Source organism: Streptomyces sp. 8N706 (assembly GCF_052245415.1).
In the GTDB taxonomy this organism is placed as follows: domain Bacteria; phylum Actinomycetota; class Actinomycetes; order Streptomycetales; family Streptomycetaceae; genus Streptomyces.
The window spans coordinates 1-26,936 of record NZ_JBQQBW010000018.1 but is presented as its reverse complement, the minus strand read 5'-3'; the positions used below and the strand labels follow the sequence as shown (position 1 = coordinate 26,936).

The window sequence follows — 26,936 nt, the reverse complement described above, 5'->3', positions numbered from 1 at the left end:
CCCACCGCAGGAAGCGAGCCCGGTCAGGCGAGCAGTTCGACCTCCGCCAGTGTCGCCCGGCCGCCCACCGCTTCGAGACGGTAGTGGCGGTAGGTGCCGGGGCGGTCGACGGCGAAGACCCGCGTCTGCCGGTCCCAGGTGAACGACTCGTCGGTCCGCCGGTCCAGGACCGTCCACGTCTCACCGTCCCGCGAGCCCTGCAGGATCCAGCCCGCCGGGGCCCGGTCCTTCTCCGACGAGGTGAGGGTGTAGTACGGCACGGGGGAGGCCGTCGGCAGCTCCACGTCCGTCGAGGTGAAGGAGTCCGCCGTGCTGGAGGTGTTGTCGAACAGCGCGGAGCCGTCGGCCGTCGCCGCGTCGTCCATCGGCACCGGCGGCTTGTCGCCCTGGGTGATGGACGTCGGACCGGCGTTCTTCCCCGTGCCCCAGGAGGACGGCTTCGGGCCCATCGCGAACTCCAGCGTGCCGCCCTTGGCGAGGGCGGAGTGCGGGAGGGCGGTGGAGGTCCACTTCTTGCCGTTCACCGTCAGCCCCTGGACGTAGATGTTCCGCGCGCTGTTCTCCGGTGCCTTGACGACCAGGTCACGGCCGCCGGGCAGATGCAGCGTGGCCTTCCGGAAGAGCGGTGAGCCGATGGCGTACTCCGGGCTTCCCATCACCAGCGGATAGAAGCCGAGGGCGCTGAAGACGTACCACGCGGACATCTCGCCGTTGTCCTCGTCGCCCGGGTAGCCCTGGCCGATCTCGCTGCCGAGATAGAGCCGGGAGAGCACCTCGCGCACCTTTTCCTGGGTCTTCCAGGGCCGGCCGGCCGTGTCGTACATGTATGGGATGTGGTGCGACACCTGGTTGCTGTGCCCGTACATGCCCATCCGGACGTCCCTGGCCTCGGTCATCTCATGGATCACACCGCCGTACGAGCCCGCGAACTCGGGTTCGGCCGTCTCCGGGGTGGAGAAGAAGGCGTCGAGCTTCTTGGCGAAGGCACCCCTCCCGCCGTAGAGGTTGGCGAGGCCCTGGGTGTCCTGGGGGGCGGTGAAGGCGAAGTTCCAGCCGTTCGTCTCGGTGTAGTCGTGTCCCCAGACCCGTGGGTCGTAGGACGAGGCCGGGAGCCGCCAGTCGCCCCCGGGGTCCTTGCCCTGGAAGAACCCGATCGACGGGTCGAAGTGCTTGACGTAGTTCTGGGCGCGGTTGAGGAAGTACGCCGACTCCGTTCTGTAGCGGGCCTTCTTGGTTTTCTCGTAGAGGGCCTTGCCCATGGTGGCGAGGCCGAAGTCGTTGAGGTATCCCTCCAGCGCCCAGGACATCCCTTCCCTGGTCGCGGTGGAGGTGTAGCCCTGGAAGACGGAGGTCTCCATGCCCTTGCGGCCGACGCCGGGGAAGGGCGGGGTGACGGTGGCGTTCTTCAGCGCGGCCTCGTACGCGGCCTCGGTGTCGAAGTCGACGCCCTTGAGGTAGGCGTCGGCGAAGGCCACATCCGAGCTGGTGCCCGTCATCAGGTCGGCATAGCCGGGGGAGGACCAGCGGGAGATCCAGCCCCCGTCCTTGTACTGCTGGACGAAGCCGTCGACCATGCGTCCCGCGCGTTCCGGGGTGAACAGGGAGTACGCGGGCCAGGTCGTCCGGTAGGTGTCCCAGAAGCCGTTGTTGACATGGACCTCGCCGTCCACGATCTTCGCGCCGGTACGGGTCGGGGTGTTCTCGCCCGTCGGCGGGGAGAACGGGCTGGCGTAACGGTGCTTGGGCCTCCCCGTCGTCCCGGTGTTCTCGAATCCCGAGTTCGGATAGAGATACAGCCGGTAGAGGTTCGAATAGAGGGTGGTGAGCTGGTCCCGGGTGGCGCCCTCGACCTCGATGCGACCGAGGATGTCGTCCCAGGCGGCCTGCGCACGGGCCCTGACCGAGGCGAGTGACGCCGCCGCCGGGATCTCCTGGGCGAGATTGGCCCTGGCCTGGTCGACGCCGATCAGGGAGGTGGCGATCCGCAGAGTGACCGTGCGGTCCGCGCCGGGCCGGAACCGGAAGAAGCCGCCGACGTCCTTGCCCCCGCCGCCGGTGAGCCGGCCGCTGTCGCTGACCGGCGCGTCGAAGACGCCGTACACGAAGAGCCGGGTGGCCCCGGTGGACAGCCCGCTCTTGACATCGGAATAGCCGGTGACCACGCCGCTCTCCGGGTCGAGCGCGAGCCCGCCCTGGTTGTTGACGTTGTCGAACATCACGCTCGCGTCATCACGCGGAAAGGTGAAGCGCATCAGCGCCGCGTGGTCGCTCGGCGCGATCTCGGCCTTCAGCCCGTTGTCGAACGTGACGCCGTAGTAGTGGGGGCGGGCGGTCTCGTTCTCATGGTGGAAAGGGAGGGCGCGGGCCTTGCGCGAGGCGTCGGGGGTGCCCGTGGCCGCGGACGGCATCACCTGGAAGGTCTGCCGGTCGCCCATCCAGGGGCTGGGCTCATGGCTGGCGCTGAAGGCCTGGACCGTGGGCAGATTGTCGGCGTTGTTGGCGCGGGCGTACTCGTAGAGCCAGCTGGAGGAACCGGCGTTGGTGACCGGCGTCCAGAAGTTGAAGCCGTTGGGAACCGCGGTGGCCGGGAAGTTGTTGCCACGGGAGAAGTTGCCGCTGGAGTTGGTGCCCCGGGTGGTCACCGCGTAGTCGGAGAGATGGGCCGGAGGCTGCACAGGGGGCTCGGGCGCGATGGCGATGTCGTCCACCCAGCCCCGGAACTTCGCCGGGCCCTCGGGGGAGTCGTACGCGACCAGGATCCGGTCGATCGTCTTTCCTGCCGCGACCCGGCCGATCGAGGACTCCTTGTGGTTCCACTGGTTGACGTACAGCGTCTTCGAGGCGGCCTGGCCCTGCGGGGTGAGCCGGGCACCGTGCTGGTCGACCGCCCCCAGCTCACTCAGATACGTGCCGTCGGTGAAGGCGAGGTCGAGCGCGACATGGGTGGCCGGATAGCTGAGGTCGTTCTCCGACAGCGAGGGATGGACTCGGTAGGAGAGCCGGGTCGCCGCGGTGACGGCCGCGTCCACGTCGAAGACCTTGTTGTACGAGTAGGCGTGGCCGTCCGGCTGATGGACGCCCGCGTAGCGCAGGGCACGGGTCCCGGTGAAGCCCGCGTTCGCCTTGGCGGTGGGCGAGCCCGCCGGGCCGCGGTCGGGATAGGTCCGCATGTCCGAGGCGGGGGGCGTGCTGGTGTCCCCGTTCGAGAACTGCACCTCGGCGAGCTGGGTGAACTCCTCGCCGGCATTGCGGGTGATCTCCAGCCGGTAGTGCCGGTACGCCGTGGAGTTCCCCGAGGCGAACTCCCGTGTCTGCAGGCGGTCCTCGAAGGACTCGGACGTGCGGGAGTCCAGGCTGGCCCAGTCCTCGCCGTTGCGGGAGCCCAGGAGGGTCCAGTCCCGCGGGTCACGGCCGGGGGCGTCATGGGCCGAGGTCAGGGCGTACCGGACCACCGCGACCGGTTCGTCGAGATCGAACTCCAGCCAGGCGGTCTTCTCGAAGACCAGCCATTTGGTGCCGGTTTCGCCGTCGACGAGATTCTCCTTGATCTCCCCGCCGCCGGTGTTCTCGGCGCTCGCCCGTACCTCGGTGACCTTGTCCGTCACATTGCCGGGGATACCGGAGGAATAGCCGCCGTCGACACCGGAGGCCTTCTTCCTCCCGTCCGGGCCGGTCTCCACGGCATTGCTCCAGGTCGGCTGTGGGTCGCCCTTCTCGAAAGAGGAGGCGAACTCCTGGACGGCCCGTACGGGTTGACGGGGCAGCGCCATCGCCGCCCCCTGGACCGTCGAGGTGAGCATGACGACGGCCGCCACCAGGGCGGCCGTACGTCCGTGACCTCGCCGTCGTCTGCGCTCCATATCCAGCCCCTCGAACGATCTTGACAACGTTGTCAAACTCGTCGCGCAGAGATAAGTAATGGTTGATGGGGCCAATGGTGTCAAGGGAGTTGGCGTTTCCACTCTGACGGGCCATCGGAGAGGGAGGCCGGGAGTGCAGGGATGGCACCCGTTTGGTCCCGGCGCCCGGCGCCGGCATTTCCCCGAGGTCTCAACTCGGGAAAGACTGCCGTCCAAACCTGTATTCGATCTTGCTCAGTCGGTGGCGAGTGGACTATACCTGTCGGCGTCCGAGGGGCCGTACGAGGCGGCCGCGGACGGGGGCGAGGTGCGGCGGCGCGAGGGGCGCCGGTCAACCGCGGCACCCCCACCATTCCGGCGCACACCCTGCACGACCCGAGCTTCGATGACCGCGGTGCCGGGGAGGCTCCCGTACACCGCCGTCCTGGAGAAGGCGAGGACTTGAGCATGGGATCCACCTCTGACTACGGGCGGCGTGACCTGATCAGGAGAGCCGCGGCCCTCGGGCTGATCGCGGTGCCGTCGATGGGCGCGCTCTCGGCGTGCGCCAGCGGCGACAGCGGCAGCGACAACAAGGTCGCCAAGGGCAGGAAGAGCAAGGACAACCCGCTCGGCGTCAATGAGAGCGCGGCCCTGGAGGTCGTCATCTTCGACGGCGGCTTCGGCGAGGAGTACGCCAAGGACGCCGAGGACCTCTACCGCAAGGCGTTTCCCCGGGCGAAGGTCGAGCACGCCGCCACGCAGAAGATCCAGTCGGTGCTGCAGCCGCGCTTCAACGGCGGCACCCCGCCGGACCTCATCGACAACTCGGGTGCCGAGCAGATGGACATGGGTGTGCTCGTCGGCAAGAACCAGTTGACCGACCTCACTCCGCTGCTGGACGCGCCGTCCCTCGACGATCCGGCCAAGAAGGTGCGCGACACCCTGCGGCCCGGTGTGGTGGAGATGGGCCAGTTCGACGGCAAGCCGGTCTGGATCCTCTACTACGCGTACACCGTCTACGGCGTGTGGTACTCCCGGACGGCGCTCGACAAGCTCGACGCCGAATACCCCGAGACGTGGGACGCCATGCTCGCCGTCTGCGCCAAGGCGAAGAAGAAGGGGATCGCGGGCTGGACGTACGCCGGCAAGTACCCGTACTACCTTCCCTTCTCGCTCTACCCGTTCATCGCCAAGATCGGTGGCCGCGAGGTCCTCGACGCGATCGACAACCTCGAGCCGGGCGCCTGGAAGCACCCCGCGGTCAAGGCCGCCTTCGAGGCCTACTACGAGCTCTACCAGAAGGGTTATGTGCTCCGGGGCACCCCGGGGCTGGACCACATCCAGTCGCAGACAGCCTGGAACGAGGGCAAGGCGCTGTTCCTGCCCAATGGCTCCTGGGTCGAGAACGAGGCGTCGAAGACCACACCGAAGGACTTCGAGATGCGGGTGGCCGCCCCGTCGGGACTGGACAGCTCCGACAAGATGCCGTTCGGCACGATCTGGGCCTCCGGTGGTGAGCCCTTCATCGTCCCGGCCAAGGCCAAGAACCCCGACGGCGGCATGGAGCAGCTGCGCATCATGCTCGGCGAGGCCTCGTCGAAGAACTTCACCCAGCAGGTCTCCTCGCTGACCTCCTTCAACGGCGGCACCGACGGACTGACCCTGCCCCCGGGTCTGACCTCGGCCATAGCGGCTCTGGAGAAGGCCGGTGACAACGTGGTGAACCCGCGGATCCAGGACTGGTACGTGGCGCTGGAGAAGGAGAAGATCGGCGTCGCCGGGCTCGGCGAGATGATGGCCGGCCGGCTCACCCCGGCGGAGGCCGTCAAGAAGATCCAGGGCTTCGCCGACGCCGCGGCCAAGGACAGCTCCATCAAGCACTACAAGCACCAGTGAGCGTGTGTCCCCAGTGGCCCATCCGCGGGAAGATCGGGGTACGTGACCATGCGGCACGGTAGGTACCGGTTCATCGCGGGGTTCCTGGTGGCTCCGCTGACGATCTACACGCTCTTCGTCATCTGGCCGTTCGTCCAGTCCATCTTCTACGCGTTCACGGACTGGACGGGGCTGAGCCCGGAATTCGCGATGGTCGGCTTCGACAACTTCACCCGGCTGTGGGACGACGAGGTCTTCTGGAAGTCGTTGGAGCACAGTCTGCTCTTCGCCGTGCTGCTGCCGCTGGTGACACTCGCCCTTGCGCTGTTCTTCTCCTTCATGATCAATGTCGGCGGGCGGCGCGGCAAGGGCGCCGCCATCGCCGGCGTGCGGGGCTCGTCCTTCTACAAGATCGTGTACTTCTTTCCGCAGGTGTTGTCGATCGCGATCGTGGCCCTGCTCTTCCAGTTCGCCTACAACCCGAACAGCGGTGCGATCAACTCGGCGCTTCAGGCCGTCGGGCTGGACGGCGTCCAGCCGAACTGGCTGGGCGACCCGGGCCTCGCCCTCTGGTGCGTGATGGCGGTCCTGGTCTGGAGCACGGTCGGCTTCTTCGTGGTGCTCTTCTCCGCGGGGATGTCGTCCATCCCCAAGGATTTCTACGAGGCGGCGCTGCTGGACGGCGCGGACCGTATCACCACGTTCTTCAGGATCACCCTGCCGCTCCTGTGGGACACCGTGCAGTCGGGCTGGGTCTACATGGGGATCCTGGCGCTGGGCGCGGAGTCCTTCGCGGTCGTACAGATCATGACCGTGGGCCCGGGCGGGCCCGACTACTCGACCACGATCCTGCCCCTGTACGTCTACCAGCGGGCCTTCCGTGACGGGCAGGCCGCCTACGCGACCACCATCGGTGTCGCCCTGCTCGTCCTCACGCTGGCCTTCGCCGCCGTCGTGATGCGGCTGGGCCGGCGAGAGCGGCTGGAGTACTGATGAAGACGACGGACTCTCCTCCGGCCGGCCTCGCCGGTGGCGACGGGCACCGCACCGTGGAGAAGGCGGGGGCCCCGGCCGGACGGCCGGGCAGGTCGGCCGAGGGCAGGGTCCTCAACGCCTTCTCGCACGGGATGCTCGTCCTGTGGGCCGTCATGGTCGTCCTGCCGCTGGTGTGGGCGGTGATGACCTCCTTCAAGACCGACAGGGACATCTTCTCCTCGCCCTGGGCGCTCCCGGGCACCCTGCACCTCGACAACTGGTCGCGTGCGTGGACCCAGGCGAACATGAGCGACTACTTCCTCAACACCCTTTTGGTGGTGGGCGGTTCGCTGACCGGCACGATGCTGTTCGGCTCCATGGCCGCCTACGTGCTGGCGCGCTTCGCATTCCCCGGGAACCGGTTCCTCTACTTCCTCTTCATCGGGGGAATGAGCTTTCCGATCATCCTGGCGCTCGTTCCGCTGTTCTATGTCATGAGCAATATCGGCATGCTGAACACGGTCCACGGCCTGATCCTGGTCTACATCGCGTACTCGCTGCCGTTCACCGTCTTCTTCCTCACGGCTTTCTTCCGTACGCTGCCGAGCTCGGTGGCCGAGGCCGCTCTCATGGACGGCGCCTCGCACTCCCGGACGTTCTTCCAGGTCATGCTGCCGATGGCCAAGCCGGGGCTGATCAGTGTCGGCATCTTCAATTTCCTCGGGCAGTGGAACCAGTACATGCTGCCGACCGTGCTCAACACGGACCCGGACCGGAAGGTCCTCTCCCAGGGGCTGGTGCAGCTGGCGGTCAGCCAGGGCTACAAGGGGGACTGGTCCGGACTCTTCGCCGGGCTGGTGATGGCGATGCTGCCGGTCCTGGCCGCGTACATCGTCTTCCAGCGCCAGGTGGTGGCGGGTCTGACCGCCGGTGCGCTGAAGTAGCCGCGGCGGAATCGTGACGGGCCGGGCGGCCCTTGCCCGTACGCTCCGGCTGGCGGCACCCTGGCCCGTACAGGGGGCAGCAGGCCGCCCGAGTGGGCAGTATGCGCCCTTGTGTGATCGCGCTCATGTGTTGGCGGACCCGCTCAAGGCCTTGACGGGAAACAACCTCTGGGGCTCTGCTTAGAGTTCACAGGTTGTATAGACGGGGTCTCATAGGCGCGGCTCCGTCCTGCCCCAGCTGGGAGTGATCAGAGCGTGGTGGAGACTCCGGGATCGCAGTCGTCGCTGCACCGGGCCAATCTCGAGCGGGTCGTCCGCGCGGTGCGGCTGGCCGGCTCGCTCACCCAGGCGGAGATCGCCCGGACCACCGGGCTGTCGGCCGCCACGGTCTCCAATATCGTCCGGGAGCTCAAGGACGGCGGAACGGTGCAGGTCACGCCCACTTCGGCGGGCGGGCGGCGGGCGCGCAGCGTCTCGCTGAGCGCCGACGCCGGGATTGTCGTCGGCGTGGATTTCGGCCACACCCACCTCCGGGTCGCGATCGGGAACCTGGCCCACCAGGTGCTCGCCGAGGAAGCGGAGCCACTGGATGTCGACGCCTCGGCCGCCCAGGGCTTCGACCGGGCGGAAGTGCTGGTCAACCGGCTGATCGCGACCAGCGGCATCGGTCCGGAGAAAGTCATCGGGGTGGGGCTGGGCGTGCCCGGCCCGATCGATGTGGAGACCGGTGCCCTCGGGTCGACCGCGATCCTCCCCGGGTGGACGGGGACCAATCCGCGCGAGGAGCTGTCGGGCCGTCTCGGCGTGCCGGTGCACGTGGACAACGACGCCAACCTCGGAGCCCTGGGCGAGCTGGTCTGGGGCAGCGGCCGCGGCGTCAGGGACCTGGCGTACATCAAGATTGCCAGCGGCGTGGGCGCGGGTCTGGTGATCAATGGGCAGATCTACCGCGGCCCCGGCGGCACGGCCGGAGAGATCGGGCACATCACGCTCGACGAGGCCGGGCCGGTGTGCCGCTGCGGCAACCGGGGCTGCCTGGAGACCTTCACCGCCGCCCGCTACGTCCTCGGTCTGCTGCACTCCAGCCACGGCCCCGATCTGACGGTGGAGCGCATGGTCCAGCTCGCCCGTGAGGGCGACCCGGGCTGTCGCCGGGTCGTCGGCGACGTGGGCCGCCACATCGGTAGCGGCGTGGCGAATCTGTGCAACCTTTTGAACCCGAGCCGGGTGGTCCTCGGCGGGGATCTCGCGGAGGCGGGCGAGCTGGTGCTGGCGCCCATCCGGGACTCGGTCGCGCGCTATGCGATCCCCAGCGCCGCCCGGCAGTTGACCGTTGTACCGGGGGCCCTCGGGGGCCGCGCGGAAGTGCTCGGCGCGCTGGCGCTCGTACTGAATGAAATGGGTGATTCGACCCTTTTGGACGGGTCGATGTCCCCTGCGGCGCCTGCCTTCACTTAGATAACGAATGGCACCGTTGCCATCTCGTTAAGGATTTACTTCTTGACGCTCAGCTTGCGGCCGAGTTGACTGCCAGCCACCTCGGCCGCAAGGACGCGGCCTCGTCAGGGAGGTTCCACAGATGAACGCCACGATGCGTCGCGTTGTGATCGGTTCGGCCGTTGTCTCCATGGCGCTGTCCATGGCCGCCTGCGGCAAGGCCGGCAGCGACAGCGGTGACAGCGGAAACCAGACCATCGGTCTGCTGCTGCCGGAGAACAAGACGACCCGGTACGAGACCTTCGACCGGCCGCTGATGGAAGCGAAGATCGCATCACTCTGCAAGGAGTGCGATGTCGCCTACAACAATGCGAACCAGGACACCGAGACCCAGAAGAAGCAGTTCGACGCCCTGATCACCAAGGGCGTGAAGGTCATCATCCTGGACCCGGTCGACGCCACCGCCACCAAGTCCTGGGTCGACGCGGCCGCCAAGAAGGACGTCAAGGTCGTCGCCTACGACCGGCTCGCCGAGGGCGACATCTCCGCCTACGTCAGTTACGACAACGAGAAGATCGGCCAGCTCCAGGGCGAGGGCGTGGTCAACGCGCTCGGCGACAAGGCCGCCGACAGCCGGGTCGTGATGATCAACGGCTCGCCGACCGACCCCAACGCCGGTCTCTTCAAGTCCGGTGCGCACAAGGTCCTGGACGACAAGGTCAAGAAGGTCGTCTACGAGCAGGACATCCCGGACTGGTCGCCCGACGAGGCCAACAAGAAGATGTCCGCCGCCATCACCTCCCTCGGCAAGAACGGCTTCGACGCCGTCTACTCCGCCAACGACGGCATGGCCGGCGGTATCACCACGGCGCTGAAGCAGGCCGGCATCAAGGACATCCCCGTCGGCGGCCAGGACTCCGAGCTCGCCGGTCTGCAGCGGATCCTCTCGGGCTCCCAGACCTTCACCATCTACAAGGGCATCAAGCCGGAGGCCGAGACCACCGCCGAGATCGCGGTGAAGCTCCTCAAGGGCGAGAAGATCGACTCGATCGCCCCGGAGAAGATCGACAGCAAGAGCAAGAAGGGCATCCCCACCAAGCTCTACGACGCCACGATCGTGACCAAGGACAACATCCAGGACACGATCATCAAGGACAAGGTCTACACCGCCGACAAGATCTGCACGGCCGACTTCGCGAAGGCCTGCAAGGACGCCGGCATCAAGTAGCCGAAAGGCCGTCAGTTCACCGGCTGCCCTTCGTCCATGGCATCAGCCCGTTGGGCTGACACGCCATAGGGCCGACAGGCGTACGGCCACCCGACCGTACGCCGGAAGCCTGTCCCGGCACCCGCCCCGCCTCCGCCCTGCCGGCGGGGCGGGTGCCGGACAATCCCCGCGGTTCCTCTTGTCTCGCACTGTCCACCGCGCGATCCTCAACTGCGCGGCACCCCCCGCCGGTCCGGCGGCGAAGGAGATGATTCACGTGTCCGCTACGCCCGTGCTGGCGTTGCGCGGGGTCTCCAAGCGGTTCGGCGCCGTCCAGGCGCTCACCGACGTCCATCTGGAGATCCACCCCGGTGAGGTGGTCGCCCTCGTCGGCGACAACGGCGCCGGGAAGTCCACCCTCGTCAAGACGATCGCGGGTGTGCACCCGATCGACGAGGGCGTCATCGAGTGGCAGGGCCGGCCGGTCCGTATCGACCGGCCGCACGACGCCCAGGACCTGGGCGTCGCCACCGTGTACCAGGACCTGGCCCTGTGCGACAACCTCGATGTCGTCGCCAACCTCTTCCTCGGCCGTGAGCTGCGCCGCGTCGGCGTCATCGACGAGGTGGGGATGGAGAAGCGCGCCAAGGAGCTTCTCAACACGCTGTCCATCCGCATCCCCAGCGTGCGTATTCCGATCGCGTCCCTCTCCGGCGGTCAGCGCCAGGTCGTCGCGATCGCCCGCGCCCTGATCGGAAACCCGCAGGTCGTCATCCTCGACGAGCCCACGGCCGCCCTCGGCGTCGAGCAGACCGCGCAGGTCCTCGACCTGGTGGAACGGCTCCGTGAGCGCGGTCTCGGCGTCATCCTCATCAGCCACAACATGGCCGATGTGAAGGCCGTCGCGGACCGGGTCGCGGTCCTGCGCCTGGGGCGCAACAACGGTGTCTTCTCCGTCAGGGACACCTCCCATGAAGAGATCATCGCGGCGATCACCGGCGCCACGGACAACGCCGTGACCCGTCGTCAGGCGCGGACCGCGGAGGCGGCGAAATGAGTGACACCCTGAAGGACCGCGGCCGGAGCACGACCACGCAGGTCGTCGACGACAGCGCGGCCCCCGTCCCCGCGGTCGACCCGCGGCTGCTCGTCCGCGAACAGGGCCTCAAGGGCTATGTGACCGAGTTCAAGCGGAAGGTGCGCGGCGGCGAGCTCGGCTCGATCCCCGTCGTCCTCGGCCTGATCGTCATCGGGGTCATCTTCCAGTCCCTCGACGCGAGCTTCCTGTCGGCCGACAGCCTCAGCAACATCAGCATCTACATCGCCGGCCAGGGCATCATGGCCGTCGGCATCGTCTTCGTCCTGCTGCTGGGCGAGATCGACCTGTCCGTCGGCTCGGTGGCCGGTGTCGGTGCCGCCATCTGGGCGGTGCTCAGCGTCTCCCACGGGATGAGCGACGAACTCGCGGTGCTGCTCGCCATCCTCGCGGGCGCCGCGATCGGGGCATTCCACGGATTCTTCTTCGCCAAGATCGGTGTGCCCGCCTTCGTGGTCACGCTCGCCGGGTTCCTCGGCTGGAGCGGTCTGCAGATCTGGCTGATGGGCAACGAGGGCAGCATCAACACGCCCAGTGGCAGCATCGTGGAGAACCTCACCAACTACTACTTCGAGGACATCGCCGCGGCCTACGGTCTGGCCCTCGTCACCGTGCTCGGCTACCTCCTGTCGATGCTGCTGGACAGCGGACGCCGGCGCGCCGCCGATCTGCCCGCCCGCCCGTTCAGCGAGATCCTCCTGCGGACCGTCGTCCTCGCCGTGGTCGTCTTCGCGGCGGCCTACGAGCTCAACCAGTCGCGGGGACTGCCGCTCGCCCTGGTGATCTTCCTGGCGGTACTGGTCGGCACCGACTTCATCGTCCGCCGTACCTCCTACGGCCGGCAGATCTTCGCCGTCGGCGGCAGCACCGAGGCCGCACGCCGCGCCGGTATCAGCGTGGAGAAGGTCCGGATCTCCGTCTTCGCGATCGCGGGCACGCTCGCGGTGGTCGGCGGCCTGTTCATCGCCAGCCAGTCCGGCGGTGCGACCAAGTCGCTCGGTGCCGGAAATGTCCTGATGAACGTCATCGCCGCGGCCGTCATCGGTGGCACCAGCCTCTTCGGCGGACGCGGCAAGATCTGGTCGGCACTGCTGGGCATGCTGGTCATCCAGTCGATCCAGCAGGGCCTGAACCTGCTCGGTATGGCCAGTGAGATCCAGTTCATGATCACCGGTGCGGTGCTGCTGGCCGCCGTGGTGATCGACTCGGTCTCGCGCAGGACCCAGAAGTCGGCGGGCCGCACCTGACGGCCCAGCCCGTCCCTGAAGTGCCCGGCACCGAGAGTCGGTGCCGGGCACAGGTGCGTCGGTCGGTACGGCGGCCGGGGCGGGCGGTCATCACGATCGTCACCGCGGTCGTCACGGAATGGGCCATTCGCGTGACGTAGATCGCGACGGCCCGCTCCACGCCCTCCTGGGCGGAACATTAGACTCGTCGGACCGGCACGTCTCGACAGGCAAGCTCGACAGCAAGGAGGCACGGGTGGCGCTGCTGACCCGCATCACGGGACCGCGCGATCTGGACCGGCTCGGCCCGGAGCAGCTGGACCAGCTGGCGCGCGAGATCCGCACCTTCCTCGTCGACGCCGTCTCCAAGACCGGCGGACACCTCGGACCCAACCTCGGTGTCGTCGAACTGACGATCGCCCTGCACCGTGTCTTCGACTCCCCGAAGGACAAGGTGCTCTTCGACACCGGGCACCAGTCGTACGTCCACAAGCTGCTCACCGGCCGCCAGGACTTCTCGAAGCTCAAGAGCAAGGGCGGTCTGTCCGGTTACCCGTCGCGCGCCGAGTCCGAGCACGACGTCATCGAGAACAGCCACGCCTCGACCGTGCTCGGCTGGGCGGAGGGCATCGCCAAGGCCAACGAGGTCCTGAAGAAGGACGACCATGTCGTCGCGGTGATCGGTGACGGCGCGCTCACGGGCGGCATGGCCTGGGAGGCGCTGAACAACATCGCCGCCGCCAAGGACCGCCCTCTCGTCATCGTCGTCAACGACAACGAGCGCTCCTACGCCCCGACCATCGGCGGTCTCGCCAACCACCTCGCCACGCTCCGTACCACCGACGGCTACGAGCGCTTCCTCGCCCGCGGCAAGGAGGTGCTCAACCGCACCCCGGTGGTCGGCAAGCCGCTGTACGAGACCCTGCACGGCGCCAAGAAGGGCCTGAAGGACTTCATCGCCCCGCAGGGCATGTTCGAGGACCTGGGCCTGAAGTACGTCGGCCCCATCGACGGCCATGACCTCGAGGCCCTGGAGTCCGCTCTCGCGCGGGCCAAGCGGTTCGGCGGTCCGGTCATCGTGCACTGCCTCACCGAGAAGGGCCGTGGCTACCAGCCCGCCCTCCAGGACGAGGCCGACCGCTTTCACGCGGTGGGCAAGATCCACCCCGACACGGGTCTGCCGATCGCCGCGTCCGGCGCCGACTGGACCTCGGTCTTCGGCGAGGAGATGGTCAAGCTCGGCAGGGAGCGCGAGGACATCGTCGCGATCACGGCGGCCATGCTCCAGCCGGTCGGCCTCGACAAGTTCGCGAAGGCCTTCCCGGACCGCGTCTACGACGTCGGTATCGCCGAGCAGCACGCCGCCGTCTCGGCGGCGGGCCTGGCGACCGGCGGACTGCACCCGGTCGTGGCCGTCTACGCCACCTTCCTCAACCGCGCCTTCGACCAGGTGCTGATGGATGTGGCCCTGCACAAGTGCGGGGTGACGTTCGTACTCGACCGCGCGGGGATCACCGGTACGGACGGGGCCTCGCACAACGGCATGTGGGACATGTCGATCCTCCAGGTCGTGCCCGGCCTGCGGATCGCCGCCCCGCGCGACGCCGACCAGGTGCGCGCCCAGCTGCGCGAGGCCGTGGAGGTGGACGACGCCCCCACCGTCGTGCGCTACTCCAAGGGCGCGGTCGGCCCGGCCGTGAAGGCCATCGGCCGGATCGGCGGCATGGACGTCCTGCACAGGACGGACGACGAACCCCGCCCCGACGTCCTGCTGGTCTCCGTCGGTGCCCTCGCCCCGATGTGCCTGGAGATCGCGGACCTTCTGGACAAGCAGGGCATCTCCACGACCGTGGTCGACCCGCGCTGGGTCAAGCCGGTCGACGAGCATCTGCCCCCGCTCGCCGAGCAGCACCGGGTCGTTGTCACGGTGGAGGACAACAGCCGCGTCGGCGGCGTCGGTTCGGCCATCGCCCAGGCCCTGCGCGACGCGGGGGTGGATGTGCCGCTGCGCGACTTCGGCATCCCGGCCCGCTTCCTGGACCACGCGTCCCGCAAGGAGGTCATGGCCGAGATCGGGCTGACCGCACCGGACATCGCCCGGCAGGTCACCGGCCTGGTCGCCAAGCTCGGCGGCCGCTACGAGGACGAGCCGGCCGAGGCCACCCGCGACTGACGCCCACGGGACGCAGTACGACACCAGACGGGGCTCCGGACCGACACACGGTCCGGAGCCCCGCCTGGTGTCATGACGTGCGGTCCGGGTGCCGCCGGGGCACCTACTCCACCCGGCCCACCGTCAGCGCCTCTCCGGCTTCCCATCGGGTGAATCGCTTCTCCCCAAAGGGTGTAGTCCGCGCCCTGCTGTCCGGGTAGATGACGATGGCGCTGACGGGCAAGCGTGGAGGTGCGCCGGTGAGCATGCAAGAACCAACCAGCCGCGACGCCGGAGGCGGCTACTTCCGGACCAAGACGGTCGAGGAGTCCATCCAGGACACCGAGGAACCCGAGCACCAGCTACGGAGGTCGCTGTCCGCCTTCGACCTCATGGTGTTCGGCGTCGGCGTCATCATCGGCACCGGCATCTTCGTCCTCACCGGGTCGGTGGCCAAGGAGAACGCGGGCCCCGCGACCGCCCTGGCCTTCGTGGCCGCGGGTGTGGTGTGCGCCCTGGCGGCCCTGTGCTACGCCGAGTTCGCCTCGACGGTGCCGGTGGCCGGGTCCGCGTACACCTTCTCGTACGCCTCGCTCGGTGAGCTGCCCGCGTGGATCATCGGCTGGGACCTGGTCCTGGAGTTCGCGCTCGGCACCGCCGTGGTCGCCGTCGGCTGGTCCGGCTATGTGCGTTCCCTGCTGGACAACGCGGGCGCGCAGCTGCCTGACGCTCTGTCGGGTCCGGATGCGGCGGAGGGCTTCGGCTTCGATCTGCTCGCCTTCCTGCTGGTGCTCCTGCTGACCGCGATCCTGGTGGTCGGTGTGAAGCTCTCCGCACGTCTCACCGCACTCGTTGTGGCGATCAAGGTGACCGTGGTGCTGATCGTCATCATCGCCGGAGCCTTCTTCATCAACGGGGACAACTACGACCCCTTCATTCCCGAGGCGTCGGGCACGCTTGCCGGTTCCGGTCTCGACGCACCCCTCGTCCAGCTGATGTTCGGCTACGAGCCCACGACCTTCGGCTGGCAGGGCATCTTCACCGCGGCCTCCGTCGTCTTCTTCGCCTTCATCGGCTTCGACGTCGTGGCCACCACGGCGGAGGAGACCAGAAACCCGCAGCGCGACATGCCCCGCGGCATTCTCGGCTCGCTCCTCATCTGCACCGTGCTCTACGTCGCCGTGTCGATCGTGGTCACGGGCATGCAGAAGTACACGGAGCTGTCGGTGGAAGCTCCGCTCGCCGACGCCTTCAAGGCGACCGGCCACCCCTGGTACGCGGGCGCCATCAGCTTCGGCGCCGCGGTCGGACTCACCACGGTCTGCATGATTCTGCTGCTCGGCCAGACCCGGGTGTTCTTCGCGATGAGCCGGGACGGGCTCCTTCCCCGGTTCTTCTCCAAGACCCACCCGCACTTCGGGACGCCGTACCGGCCGACCATCCTGCTCGGCTGTGTCATCGCCGTCATCGCGGGCTTCACCAGCATCAGCGAGCTGGCGACCCTGGTGAACATCGGCACGCTCTTCGCCTTCGTCATCGTGGCCATCGGCGTCATCATCCTGCGCCGGACCCGTCCCGAACTGCCTCGTGCCTTCCGCACTCCCTGGGTGCCGGTGCTGCCGATCCTCTCGGTCTGTGCCTCGCTGTGGCTGATGCTCAACCTGCCCGCCGAGACCTGGGTGCGGTTCGGCGGCTGGATGATCGTCGGCATCATCGTCTACTTCCTCTACGGGCGCTCCCACAGCCGCATGAGCACCCCCACACGGCGCTGACCGCTACGGGCGCGCGCCCGGAGCCCGTACGCCATGGCACGCGCGCCGTGACGTACGGGCTTGCACGTGCGCCCCGCGGCCGGACGGGGGGTGTTCAGAGGCCGCGGCGGACCACCGACGGGCCGATGACCTCCGCGCCGTGTGCCGCCACCCGTCGCCGGAGTTCCCGGTCGGCCGTCACCACGAGAGCCGGCCGTCCGGACGCCTCCCGTGCCAGCTCGACGATCCGGTCGTCGCCGCTTCCCGGCGCCGCTTCCACCCCTACGCCCGGCACGGACTCCACGCCCTTGGCCGCGCCCTCCACCACGAGCACGACCTCCGGCGGCGTACTCGTGGCCCATGCGGGGACGCCCGCGCCCGGGGGGAGTCCGTCCTTCGCCACCGTCTCCGCGAGGTGATCCCGCAGACGCTCCGTGGCGCCGCGGCGGTCCCGCCACCAGCCGTCCGGGACCGAGCCCACCGTATTGGCCGCGTCCACGATCAGCAGCGGCCGTTCTGCCGTACTCACGGCAGCCACCCTGCCACGGCCGTCACCGCGGCGCCTGCCACGCTCGCGGAGCACCCTCGGGGGCGGGCAGCACGAAAAGCGCCGGGCCCGGACTTCCGAAGAAGCCGGACCCGGCGCCTCATGCCTGCGGGGGAGCCCTACGCCGGGACGCTCGCGACGCCCGGGGCCAGGAACCGCTTGCCGTTCACACGCTCCGCGACACCCTCACGGTCCAGGTACGGCGTGATGCCGCCCAGGTGGAAGGGCCAGCCGGCGCCGGTGATCAGGCACAGGTCGATGTCCTGGGCCTCGGCGACGACGCCCTCGTCCAGCATCAGCTGGACCTCCTGCGCGATGGCGTCCAGCGCGCGGTCGCGGACCTGCTCCTCCGTCAGGACGGTGTTCCCGACCTGGAAGAGGGCCGCCACCTCGGGGTCCAGCTCCGGCTTGCCCGAGTCGTACACGTAGAGGCTGCGCTTGCCCGCCTCCACCACCCGGCCGAGGTTCTCGGAGACGCCGAAGCGGTCCGGGAACGCGGCGTGCAGGGTGCCCGCCACATGGTGGGCGACCGCCGGGCCGACCAGCTCCAGCAGCACGATCGGCGACATCGGCAGACCCAGCGGGGCCAGCGCCCTGTCGGCGACCTCGACCGGAGTGCCCTCGTCGATCGAGGCGAGGACCTCGCCCAGGAAGCGGGTCAGCACACGGTTGACGACGAACGCCGGGGCGTCCTTCACCAGCACCGCGGTCTTCTTCAGCTTCTTGGCGACGCCGAAGGCGGTGGCGAGCGACGCGTCGTCGGTCTTCTCACCACGCACGATCTCCAGCAGCGGGAGGACGGCGACCGGGTTGAAGAAGTGGAAGCCGACGACCCGCTCCGGGTGCTGGAGCTTCGACGCCATCTCGCTGACCGACAGCGAGGAGGTGTTGGTGGCGAGGATGGCGTGCTCCGGCACGACCGCCTCGACCTCGGCGAACACCTTCTGCTTGACGCCCATCTCCTCGAAGACGGCCTCGATGACGAAGTCCGCGTCGCCGAAGGCTGCGGCCTTGTCGAGCGAGCCGGTCACCAGGGCCTTGAGGCGGTTGGCCTTGTCCTGGTTGACGCGGCCCTTGAGCAGCAGCTTGTCGATCTCGCCGTGGACATAGCCCACGCCCTTGTCGACACGCTCCTGGTCGATGTCGGTCAGCACGACCGGCACCTCCAGGCGGCGGGCGAAGAGCAGCGCCAGCTGGGAGGCCATCAGACCCGCGCCCACGACGCCGACCTTGGTGACCGGGCGGGCCAGCTTCTTGTCCGGCGCGCCGGCCGGACGCTTGGCGCGCTTCTGCACCAGGTTGAAGGCGTAGATACCGCTGCGCAGCTCGCCGCCCATGATGAGGTCGGCGAGGGCCTGGTCCTCGGCGTCGAAGCCCTGGCGCAGGTCGCCGTTCTTGGCGGCCGCGATGATGTCCAGCGCGCGGTACGCGGCCGGGGCCGCGCCGTGCACCTTGCTGTCGGCGACGGCCCTGCCGCGGGCGACGGCCTGGTCCCAGGCCTCACCGCGGTCCACCTCGGGCCGGACGACCTCGACCTCACCGCGCAGCACCGACGCGGTCCAGATCAGCGACTGCTCCAGGAAGTCCGCGCCCTCGAAGATCGCGTCGGCGATCCCGAGCTCGTGCACCTGGGCGCCCTTGAGCTGCTTGTTCTGGTTGAGCGAGTTCTCGACGATGACCGAGACCGCACGGTCGGCGCCGATGAGGTTCGGCAGGATCGTGCAGCCGCCCCAGCCGGGCACCAGACCCAGGAAGACCTCGGGCAGCGAGAAGGCCGGCAGGGCCGCGGACACGGTCCGGTAGGAACAGTGCAGACCGACCTCGACGCCACCGCCCATGGCGGCACCGTTGTAGTACGCGAAGGTCGGCACCCCGAGGGACGACAGACGCTTGAAGACGTCGTGGCCGCCCTTGCCGATGGCCAGCCCGTCCTCGCGGCGCTTCAGCAGCTCGACACCCTTGAGGTCGGCGCCGACGGCGAAGATGAACGGCTTGCCGGTGATGCCGGCGGCGACGATCTCACCGTTGGCGGCCTCCGCCTCGACCTGGTCGATCGCGACGTTGAGGTTCGCGAGCGACTGCGGGCCGAACGTGGTCGGCTTCGTGTGGTCCAGGCCGTTGTCCAGGGTGATGAGCGCGAAGCGGCCCGCGCCCTGGGGGAGGTCGAGGTGACGTACATGAGCCTGCGTCACGACCTCGTCGGGGAACAGCTCGGCGGCTCCCTTGAGAAGCTCTGCGGTGGTACTCACTTGTCCCCCTCGAAGTGCGGGTTCTCCCAGATGACGGTTCCGCCCATGCCGAAGCCGACACACATGGACGTCAGGCCGTAGCGGACGTGCGGCTGCTCCTCGAACTGCCGGGCCAGCTGCGTCATCAGACGGACACCGGAGGAGGCGAGCGGGTGACCGAAGGCGATCGCGCCGCCGTACTGGTTGACGCGCGGGTCGTCGTCGGCGATGCCGTAGTGGTCGAGCAGCGCCAGCACCTGGACGGCGAAGGCCTCGTTGATCTCGAACAGGCCGATGTCACCGATGGACAGCCCCGCCTTGGCGAGGGCCTTCTCGGTCGACGGGACCGGGCCGATGCCCATGACCTCGGGCTCGACACCCGCGAAGGCGTACGACACCAGGCGCATCTTGACCGGCAGGCCCAGCTCCTGGGCCACGTCCTCGGCGGCGATCAGCGAGGCGGTGGCGCCGTCGTTGAGGCCGGCGGCGTTGCCCGCGGTGACCCGGCCGTGCGCGCGGAACGGGGTCTTCAGGGAGGCCAGGTTCTCCAGGGTGGTGCCCGGGCGCATCGGCTCGTCCTCGGTGGCGAGGCCCCAACCGATCTCGCCCGCCTCGGCGTTGGTGCGGCGGACGGAGACCGGCACCAGGTCGGCCTGGATCTTGCCGTCGGCGTACGCCTTGGCGGCCTTCTCCTGGCTGCGCACCGCGTACTCGTCGGCGCGCTGCTTGGTGAGGTGCGGGAAGCGGTCGTGCAGGTTCTCGGCCGTCATGCCCATGGACATCGCGGACTGGTCGACCAGCTTCTCGGACACGAAGCGCGGGTTGGGGTCCACACCCTCGCCCATCGGGTGGCGGCCCATGTGCTCGACGCCGCCCGCGACGACGAGGTCGTAGGCGCCGAAGGCGATCGAGCCCGCGGTGGTGGTGACGGCGGTCATCGCACCGGCACACATGCGGTCGATGGAGTAGCCGGGGACGGTCTGCGGCAGACCGGCCAGGATCCCGGCGGTGCGGCCCAGGGTCAGGCCCTGGTCGCCGATCTGGGTGGTGGCGGCGAGGGCGACCTCGTCGATGCGCTCGGCGGGCAGGTCCGGGTTACGGCGCAGCAGCTCGCGGATGCACTTGACGACCAGGTCGTCGGCCCGGGTCTCGTGATAGATGCCCTTCGGGCCCGCCTTGCCGAACGGGGTGCGGACGCCGTCGACGAAGACGACGTCCCTAGCGGTACGAGGCACTTGGCTCTCCTCCTGATGCGGAACGGGCACGGTGCTGCCTGCGGCGGCTCTGACGGCCATGCTACTTGCGGGTAACCAGCCTGCACAGTGTTGCCGCGCGGAGCGGTGCAGATCACAGTCGACGCGCCGCCGGAGCCGCTCGTCCGGACCCTCGGGAAGCCCGTGGCCGCCCGTCCGTACGCGGACGGGCAGCGGGGGAGAGCGGGGGAGAGGTGAACAAAAGCGGAAGCTCGGCCGCCCGGCCGGCCGGGCAGTGGGGCGCCCGGCCGCACCGCGATCCCGTACGTCCGCGGTGCGGGCCCGGCCGTCAGACGGCGGTGATCGACAGGGCCCCCGCCAGAAGCGGTGCCGTCTGGTCGATCTGCCACGGCCGGGCGCCGTGCGCGGCGAGGAACGCGGAGACCTCCTCGAGCGTCGGCTCGGACGGGGGCTCCCAGCACAGTCGCCGCACGGTGTCCGGAGTGATCAGGTTCTCCTGCGGCAGATTGAGGCTTTCGGCGAGAGCCGTCACCGCCGCCCGTGCCGCGGAGAGCCGGGACGCGGCGGCCGGGTCCTTGTCGGCCCAGGCGCGCGGCGGCGGCGGCCCGGCCACCGGCTGCCCCGGCTGGGGGAGTTCGGCGTCGGGAAGCGTACGGGCCCGGTCCACGGCAAACTGCCACTGGTCCAGCTGCTTGCGCCCCATCCGGTGCCCGAAGCCGGGCAGGGCCGCGAGAGCCTGTACATCGGCGGGGAGGGCGAGGGCGGCCTCCACGATGGCCGAGTCCCCCAGCACCTTGCCGGGCGAGACGTCCCGCCGCTGGGCGATCCGGTCACGGGCCGTCCACAGCTCCCGTACGACGGCCATCTGACGGCGCCGCCGTACCTTGTGCATACCGGACGTACGGCGCCACGGGTCCTTGCGGGGCGGGGCCGGGGGCGCCGCGGCGATGGCCGCGAACTCCTGGCGGGCCCAGTCCAGCTTGCCCTGCCCGTCCAGCTCCTCCTCCAACGCGTCCCGCAGGTCGATCAGCAGTTCCACATCGAGAGCGGCGTAGCGCAGCCAGGGCTCCGGCAGGGGGCGGGTCGACCAGTCGACGGCGGAGTGACCCTTCTCCAGGGCGTAGCCGAGGACGTTCTCCACCATCGCCCCCAGGCCGACCCGGGCGAACCCGGCGAGCCGCCCGGCCAGCTCGGTGTCGAAGAGCCTGCGCGGGGTCATGCCTATGTCGCGCAGGCACGGAAGGTCCTGGGTGGCGGCGTGCAGCACCCATTCGGCGTCGCCGATCGCCTCGCCCAGCCCGGACAGGTCGGGGCAGCCGACCGGATCGACCAGGGCACTGCCCGCTCCGGCGCGCCGGAGCTGGACGAGATAGGCGCGCTGCCCGTAGCGGTAGCCGGAGGCCCGCTCGGCGTCGACGGCCACGGGGCCGGTGCCGGCGGCGAAGGACGCCACCACCTCGGCGAGCGCCTCGGGCGTCGCGGTCACGGGAGGAATGCCCTCACGGGGCTCCAGCAAGGGGACCGGCGCGGACGGGAGGTCCGGGCTCGCAGTGGCTGCTGCTGCTGCTGCTGTCGCAGCGCCACCGGCAATTCGCAGTGACTGGTCTGCTGCGGTCTCTTGGGCGTCGGTCACACCCGCCGACTGAACGTTCTGTCCGCGGGCGTCTGTGCGATGCCGGGGTCAGTGGATGATGCCGGTACGGAGGGCGACGGCCACCATTCCGGCCCGGTCGCCGGTGCCCAGCTTGCGGGCGATCCGGGCGAGATGGCTCTTCACGGTCAGGGCGGACAGCCCCATGGAGACGCCGATGGCCTTGTTGGACTGGCCCTCCGCAACCAGCCGCAGGACCTCGACCTCCCGGCCGGACAGTTCGCGGTAGCCGCCGGGGTGCCCGGGGGCGCCCGGCGGACGGCGCTGCATCCGGGCCGCGGCCGCGCCGACCGGTACGGTGCCGGGACGGCCGGGGATACCCAGATTGGTGCGGGTGCCCGTGACGACGTACCCCTTGACGCCCCCGGCGAGCGCGTTGCGTACGGCGCCGATGTCGTCGGCGGCGGAGAGGGCGAGGCCGTTCGGCCAGCCGGCCGCGCGGGTCTCGGACAGCAGGGTCAGGCCTGAGCCGTCGGGGAGGTGGACATCGGCGACGCAGATGTCGCGCGGGTTGCCGACTCGGGGACGGGCCTCCGCGATCGACGACGCCTCGATGACATCACGCACGCCGAGCGCCCACAGGTGACGGGTGACGGTGGAGCGGACGCGGGGGTCGGCGACGACGACCATGGCCGTCGGCTTGTTCGGGCGGTAGGCGACCAGGCTTGCGGGCTGCTCGAGAAGAACGGACACCAGGCCTCCTGGGGGGGAGTGGCGGGACGTGGGCCGACCATGGGGAAGTCGGGGCGATCCATGCGGGAAGGGTCACAGGTTCCTTCGGCAGCAAAACCGGGCAGCTTTAGTAAATGATCACGATTTGGTGAGTAACAATTCGGGCAATTCGGAAGCGTGATCGATCATCAGCGGAGAAGTGGGTGCGACGCCCCCGGGTGACGGTGTACGGGGCGTCGGGCCCCGGAGGGTGTCGGGCCCCGCAGGGTGGACGGGCCCCGGAAGGCGGACGGCGCGGGCGGGGAGGGTGTACCGGCGTCGCCCGGAGCGTCAGCGGGACTGCGGGCCGCGGCGCTGGGGCAGTGAGACGACGCCCCCGTCGGACCCGTTCGCCGGCGGCAGCCCCCCGATCTGGCACAGCAACTCGCACCAGGCAGCGAGGTGCGCGGCCGTGTCCGGCACGCCCCCCGTGCCCTCGCGCGGCGTCCATGACGCCCGGATCTCGATCTGTGTCGCCGGGGCCCTGTCCGCCAGCCCGCCGAAGTAGTGCGAACCGGCCAGCGTCACGGTTCCGCTCGCCTCCCCGTACTCCACGCCGCGCGCCTCGAACGCTCCCGTCAGCCACGACCAGCAGACCTCGGGAAGCAGGGGGTCGGCCGCCATCTCGGGCTCCAGCTCGGCCCGTACGAGCGTCACCAGCCGGAAGGTGCCCTTCCAGGCGTCGTGTCCCTGGGGGTCGTGCAGGAGGACGAGCCGACCGTCGGTGAGGTCCTCGCCGTCCGCGACGACCGCCGCCTCGAGGGCGTAGGCGAAGGGTGCGAGCCGCTGCGGCGGCCGGGTCGGGTCGATCTCCATCTCGGGCCGCAGCCGAGCGGTGCGCAGCGCCTCGACCGCCTGGCGGAAGGGCAGCGGGGCCTCGTCCCCGGCCGTGTCGTCCGTATCGTCAGCGCCATCCGAAAGTCGTCCCTGAGCCGCAGCCATGCGGGGAAGACTAGGCGGAACGGGAGCCCGTGACGGGTAGGGACACCCGGGAGGCGACAGCCTCTTGGGGCCGCGTGCGAAGATTCTGTGCGTGAGTGCCAACGACCGCCCGACGGGCCAGCAGCAGACCAGCACAGCAGTCGCCGAGTCGGCGTTCCTGAAGGCGTGCCGCCGGGAACCGGTGCCGCATACGCCGGTCTGGTTCATGCGGCAGGCCGGACGCTCACTGCCCGAGTACCTCAAGCTGCGCGAGGGCATCCCCATGCTCGACTCGTGCATGCGTCCCGACCTCGTCACCGAGATCACGCTGCAGCCGGTCCGCCGCCACAAGGTCGACGCCGCCATCTTCTTCAGCGACATCGTCGTACCGCTCCGGGCCGTCGGCGTGGACCTCGACATCAAGCCGGGCGTGGGGCCGGTGATCGGCCAGCCGATCCGTACCCGCGCCGATCTGGACCGGCTGCGTCTGCTGGAGCCGGACGATGTGACGTATGTGACCGAGGCCGTCGGCACGCTCGTGGGAGAGCTGGGCGCCACCCCGCTGATCGGCTTCGCGGGCGCGCCCTTCACCCTCGCGAGCTATCTCGTCGAGGGCGGGCCGTCCCGTAACCACGAGCACACCAAGGCGCTGATGTACGGCGACCCGGACCTGTGGGCCGATCTGCTCGACCGGCTCGCGGACATCACCGCTGCCTTCCTGAAGGTGCAGATCGAGGCGGGCGCGTCGGCGGTGCAGCTGTTCGACTCCTGGGCCGGTGCGCTCGCCCCGTCCGACTACCGCCGCTCCGTCCTGCCCGCGTCGGCCAAGGTCTTCGACGCGGTCGCCGGATACGGCGTTCCGCGCATCCACTTCGGCGTCGGTACGGGCGAGCTGCTCGGCCTCATGGGCGAGGCGGGCGCGGACGTGGTCGGCGTCGACTGGCGGGTACCGATGGACGAGGCCGGCCGCCGCGTCGGCCCCGGCAGGGCGCTGCAGGGCAACCTCGACCCCGCTGTGCTGTTCGCTCCGCGCGAGGCCGTGGAGACCAAGGCCCGCGAGGTGCTGGACGCGGCCCGCGATCTGCCCGGCCATGTCTTCAACCTGGGGCACGGCGTGTTGCCGAGCACGGACCCGGACGCGCTCACCCGCCTCGTGGAGTTCGTCCACACCGAAACGGCGCGCTGACGGCCGGCGCTCCGCCGGATGTGCCCCCGGGCTCCGGCCGGGGGCACACCCGACTCGCACCCGGCAGTGGTGCGCCGCCTGATCACCGGGGCCGTGTGTGCGGCTCCTTGCCGGTGGTCCGTTCCGCCGTGAGCGCCGCGATTCGCCCCGACTGCAGCGGCCGGTGCGGCTGTTGTGCCCACCCGTTCCGCCCGGCGGAACGACGGCCCGCACCTATGGCGGGCCCGAGCCGAGGAGGGTGAAGGCCCCGTACGACCCGGAGGCGAGCGCCGCCGCGACGAGAACGGCAGTGGTCCGCGCCGGGCGCAGCCTCAGCAGGGCGACCGCCGCGGGCAGCAGCAGGGGGAACGCGGGCATCATCAGCCGCGGCCGCGAGCCGAAGTAGCCCGCCCCGACCAGGGAGATCACCACCATCGCCGCCGTGTACACCAGCAGCGGCAGGGGCTGCCGCTGCCGTACGCACAGCCACAGCAGCCAGCCCACGAGAGCCAGTGCGGCGCACAGGGCGAGCCCCGCGAAGAGGTTCGTGGTGAGGTTCTTCCAGACGAAACCGGCCAGCGCTCGGCCGCCGTCGAAGCCGTTGCCCCAGCGGCCCTGCACTTCGAAGTAGGCGAACGGGCTGCCGTTGCGCACGGCCACGTACACGACATATCCCAGCCAGCCCAGGGGGGCCAGGACGACGCCCGCGAGCACGCGGCGGTGCCGGCGCAGCAGCTCGCCGGGGCGGGTGCCGTCCCGGTACTCACGGATGAGGAGGACGGCGGCCGGTATCCAGATCGCCGCGACCACGGCCGCCGCGGACGGCCGGGTCAGCCCGGCGAGCACCGCCAGGCCCCCGGCCCACACCCAGCGCCGCCGCAGCACCGCGTACACCGACCAGGCCGCGAGCGCCGTGAACAGCGTCTCGGTGTAGGCCATCGACTGCACGAACGCCGTCGGGTACGCCCCCCACAGCACGGCGAGGACGAGCCCGGCCCGGCGCCCGTACAGCAGCGTGCCGATGGCGTGGATCCCCCAGGCGGCGAAGAGGGAGGCGAGCCAGCTCACCAGGAGTCCCGCGTCGGGAACGCTCAGCGGACCGACCGTGGAGATCAACCACTCCAGCCCCGGCATCAGCGGGAAGAAGGCGAGGTTGGAGTGGATGTCGCCGTCGGGCAGACGGACCTCGTATCCGTATCCCTGCGTGGCGACACGGGCGTACCAGAGGGAGTCCCAGCGCTCGCTGAGCAGCGTGTGCGGGCTCTTCCCGGCGACCCCGGCGGAGATACCGAGGATGACCAGTCCCACAAGCCGTACCCCGGCGTACGCCAGCAGGGCGGGCGCCGCCGCCCGCAGCGACGCGGTGGCGCGCTCGCGGAGGGAGGGGCTGCCCGGCGGGGGCGCGGTCGATGTCCGGGTGAGTTCGGGCATGGGGGCGATTATCACCCGTCCGGGGATCCGCCCCGGGACACGGGTCCAAGGGACCGGGCCGCCGCGCGGGGACACGGGCCTGACCGCGGGGCCCCGGGCGTGCACCGGGCCGCCGTGCCGGTACGCGGGCCTGCGCGCCGCTCGGGGCGCGCAGGCCGAGCGGCGGCCCGATACGTGGGTCCGGGCGCCGCCGTCCGGGGAAGCGCGCCCGGCGACAACTGGTGGCCGCGCCGGCCACGGTGCGCCCCGCTCGCTGCCCCTGGCACGGCCATATGCCGTATTGCCCGAGCGGCCGAGCAGGCCCTCCCCCGGCCTTCGGCACGGGGAACGCCAGAGGCCGATCCGGGCGCCTTGCAGCTGACCGAACCCTCGTACCGGGCGGACCTCGGCTGACGCGGTCCTAGGGCGTGTTTCGAAAGTCCCGCCTGGCCCGCGGCGCCTGGCACGCACGCTCGCTGCGTTGTCGGGCTCGTCCGAGTACGCCCAGTACGAGGACGACCCTCCGCCTTGCGATCGCACGCACCAGCCGCCGCGACCCCCGCCCTTCGGGCGGACGGCGCTAC

The 26,936-nt window shown here is 69.8% G+C and carries 18 protein-coding genes; 10 read left to right on the top strand and 8 right to left on the bottom strand.

Annotated features, from left to right (window positions below; genetic code table 11):
• Positions 1–23: 23 nt before the first annotated feature.
• Positions 24–3,860: a GH92 family glycosyl hydrolase gene (locus tag ACTWQE_RS09830; RefSeq protein WP_443328468.1), complete on the bottom strand. Its 3,837-nt coding sequence runs from the start codon at positions 3,858–3,860 to the stop codon at positions 24–26.
• Positions 3,861–4,307: 447 nt separating this feature from the next.
• Here ACTWQE_RS09830 and ngcE point away from each other — a divergent pair, with 447 nt between their 5' ends.
• The 9 genes from ngcE (at position 4,308) to ACTWQE_RS09785 (ending at position 16,526) form a co-directional block, all read left to right on the top strand.
• A complete protein-coding gene (ngcE, locus tag ACTWQE_RS09825; RefSeq protein ID WP_443328467.1) occupies positions 4,308–5,738 on the top strand; it encodes an N-acetylglucosamine/diacetylchitobiose ABC transporter substrate-binding protein in 1,431 nt (476 codons plus the stop codon).
• 48 nt (positions 5,739–5,786) lie between these two features.
• Positions 5,787–6,710, top strand: coding sequence for a carbohydrate ABC transporter permease (locus ACTWQE_RS09820; protein ID WP_443328466.1), 924 nt, complete (start codon positions 5,787–5,789; stop codon positions 6,708–6,710).
• Positions 6,710–7,636, top strand: a complete 927-nt coding sequence (locus ACTWQE_RS09815; RefSeq protein WP_443328465.1) for a carbohydrate ABC transporter permease — start codon at positions 6,710–6,712, stop codon at positions 7,634–7,636. Before ACTWQE_RS09820 ends, ACTWQE_RS09815 begins: the two co-directional genes overlap by 1 nt.
• 258 nt (positions 7,637–7,894) lie before the next feature.
• Positions 7,895–9,094: an ROK family transcriptional regulator gene (locus ACTWQE_RS09810; protein ID WP_443328521.1), complete on the top strand. Its 1,200-nt coding sequence runs from the start codon at positions 7,895–7,897 to the stop codon at positions 9,092–9,094.
• Between the two features lie 121 nt (positions 9,095–9,215).
• Positions 9,216–10,301 (top strand): sugar ABC transporter substrate-binding protein, encoded by a 1,086-nt coding sequence (locus ACTWQE_RS09805; protein WP_443328464.1) that lies wholly within the window; start codon positions 9,216–9,218, stop codon positions 10,299–10,301.
• A gap of 247 nt (positions 10,302–10,548) precedes the next feature.
• Entirely contained in the window at positions 10,549–11,337 is a 789-nt protein-coding gene (locus ACTWQE_RS09800) for an ATP-binding cassette domain-containing protein (protein ID WP_443328463.1), read from the top strand.
• Entirely contained in the window at positions 11,334–12,623 is a 1,290-nt protein-coding gene (locus tag ACTWQE_RS09795) for a sugar ABC transporter permease (RefSeq protein ID WP_443328462.1), read from the top strand. Before ACTWQE_RS09800 ends, ACTWQE_RS09795 begins: the two co-directional genes overlap by 4 nt.
• 235 nt (positions 12,624–12,858) lie before the next feature.
• Positions 12,859–14,775 (top strand): 1-deoxy-D-xylulose-5-phosphate synthase, encoded by a 1,917-nt coding sequence (gene dxs / locus ACTWQE_RS09790; RefSeq protein WP_443328461.1) that lies wholly within the window; start codon positions 12,859–12,861, stop codon positions 14,773–14,775.
• A gap of 245 nt (positions 14,776–15,020) precedes the next feature.
• Positions 15,021–16,526, top strand: coding sequence for an amino acid permease (locus tag ACTWQE_RS09785; protein WP_443328460.1), 1,506 nt, complete (start codon positions 15,021–15,023; stop codon positions 16,524–16,526).
• A 94-nt stretch (positions 16,527–16,620) separates the two neighbouring features.
• Here ACTWQE_RS09785 and ACTWQE_RS09780 read toward each other — a convergent pair whose 3' ends face one another.
• From ACTWQE_RS09780 to ACTWQE_RS09755, 6 genes are all read right to left on the bottom strand, one after another.
• The gene (locus ACTWQE_RS09780) at positions 16,621–17,034 is read right to left on the bottom strand and encodes an NTP pyrophosphohydrolase (RefSeq protein ID WP_443328459.1); all 414 of its coding nucleotides are present in this window, start codon (positions 17,032–17,034) and stop codon (positions 16,621–16,623) included.
• Positions 17,035–17,171: 137 nt separating this feature from the next.
• Positions 17,172–19,301 carry a 3-hydroxyacyl-CoA dehydrogenase NAD-binding domain-containing protein gene (locus tag ACTWQE_RS09775; protein ID WP_443328458.1) on the bottom strand — a complete coding sequence of 710 codons (2,130 nt, stop codon included), beginning with the start codon at positions 19,299–19,301 and terminating at the stop codon, positions 17,172–17,174.
• The gene (locus ACTWQE_RS09770) at positions 19,298–20,515 is read right to left on the bottom strand and encodes a thiolase family protein (RefSeq protein WP_443328457.1); all 1,218 of its coding nucleotides are present in this window, start codon (positions 20,513–20,515) and stop codon (positions 19,298–19,300) included. The genes ACTWQE_RS09775 and ACTWQE_RS09770 overlap by 4 nt, the downstream gene beginning before the upstream one ends.
• A 307-nt stretch (positions 20,516–20,822) precedes the next feature.
• Positions 20,823–22,127, bottom strand: a complete 1,305-nt coding sequence (locus ACTWQE_RS09765) for an HRDC domain-containing protein (RefSeq protein ID WP_443328456.1) — start codon at positions 22,125–22,127, stop codon at positions 20,823–20,825.
• A 48-nt stretch (positions 22,128–22,175) separates the two neighbouring features.
• Positions 22,176–22,838, bottom strand: a complete 663-nt coding sequence (locus tag ACTWQE_RS09760; protein WP_443328455.1) for a LuxR C-terminal-related transcriptional regulator — start codon at positions 22,836–22,838, stop codon at positions 22,176–22,178.
• A 309-nt stretch (positions 22,839–23,147) separates the two neighbouring features.
• Positions 23,148–23,798 carry a DUF3000 domain-containing protein gene (locus ACTWQE_RS09755; RefSeq protein WP_443328454.1) on the bottom strand — a complete coding sequence of 217 codons (651 nt, stop codon included), beginning with the start codon at positions 23,796–23,798 and terminating at the stop codon, positions 23,148–23,150.
• A gap of 91 nt (positions 23,799–23,889) precedes the next feature.
• Between ACTWQE_RS09755 and hemE the strand changes: the two genes are divergently transcribed.
• Positions 23,890–24,963, top strand: a complete 1,074-nt coding sequence (gene hemE, locus ACTWQE_RS09750; RefSeq protein ID WP_443328453.1) for a uroporphyrinogen decarboxylase — start codon at positions 23,890–23,892, stop codon at positions 24,961–24,963.
• 213 nt (positions 24,964–25,176) lie between these two features.
• On the opposite strand, the gene ACTWQE_RS09745 is transcribed toward hemE, so the two are convergent.
• The gene (locus tag ACTWQE_RS09745) at positions 25,177–26,373 is read right to left on the bottom strand and encodes a hypothetical protein (protein ID WP_443328452.1); all 1,197 of its coding nucleotides are present in this window, start codon (positions 26,371–26,373) and stop codon (positions 25,177–25,179) included.
• Positions 26,374–26,936: the final 563 nt, after the last annotated feature.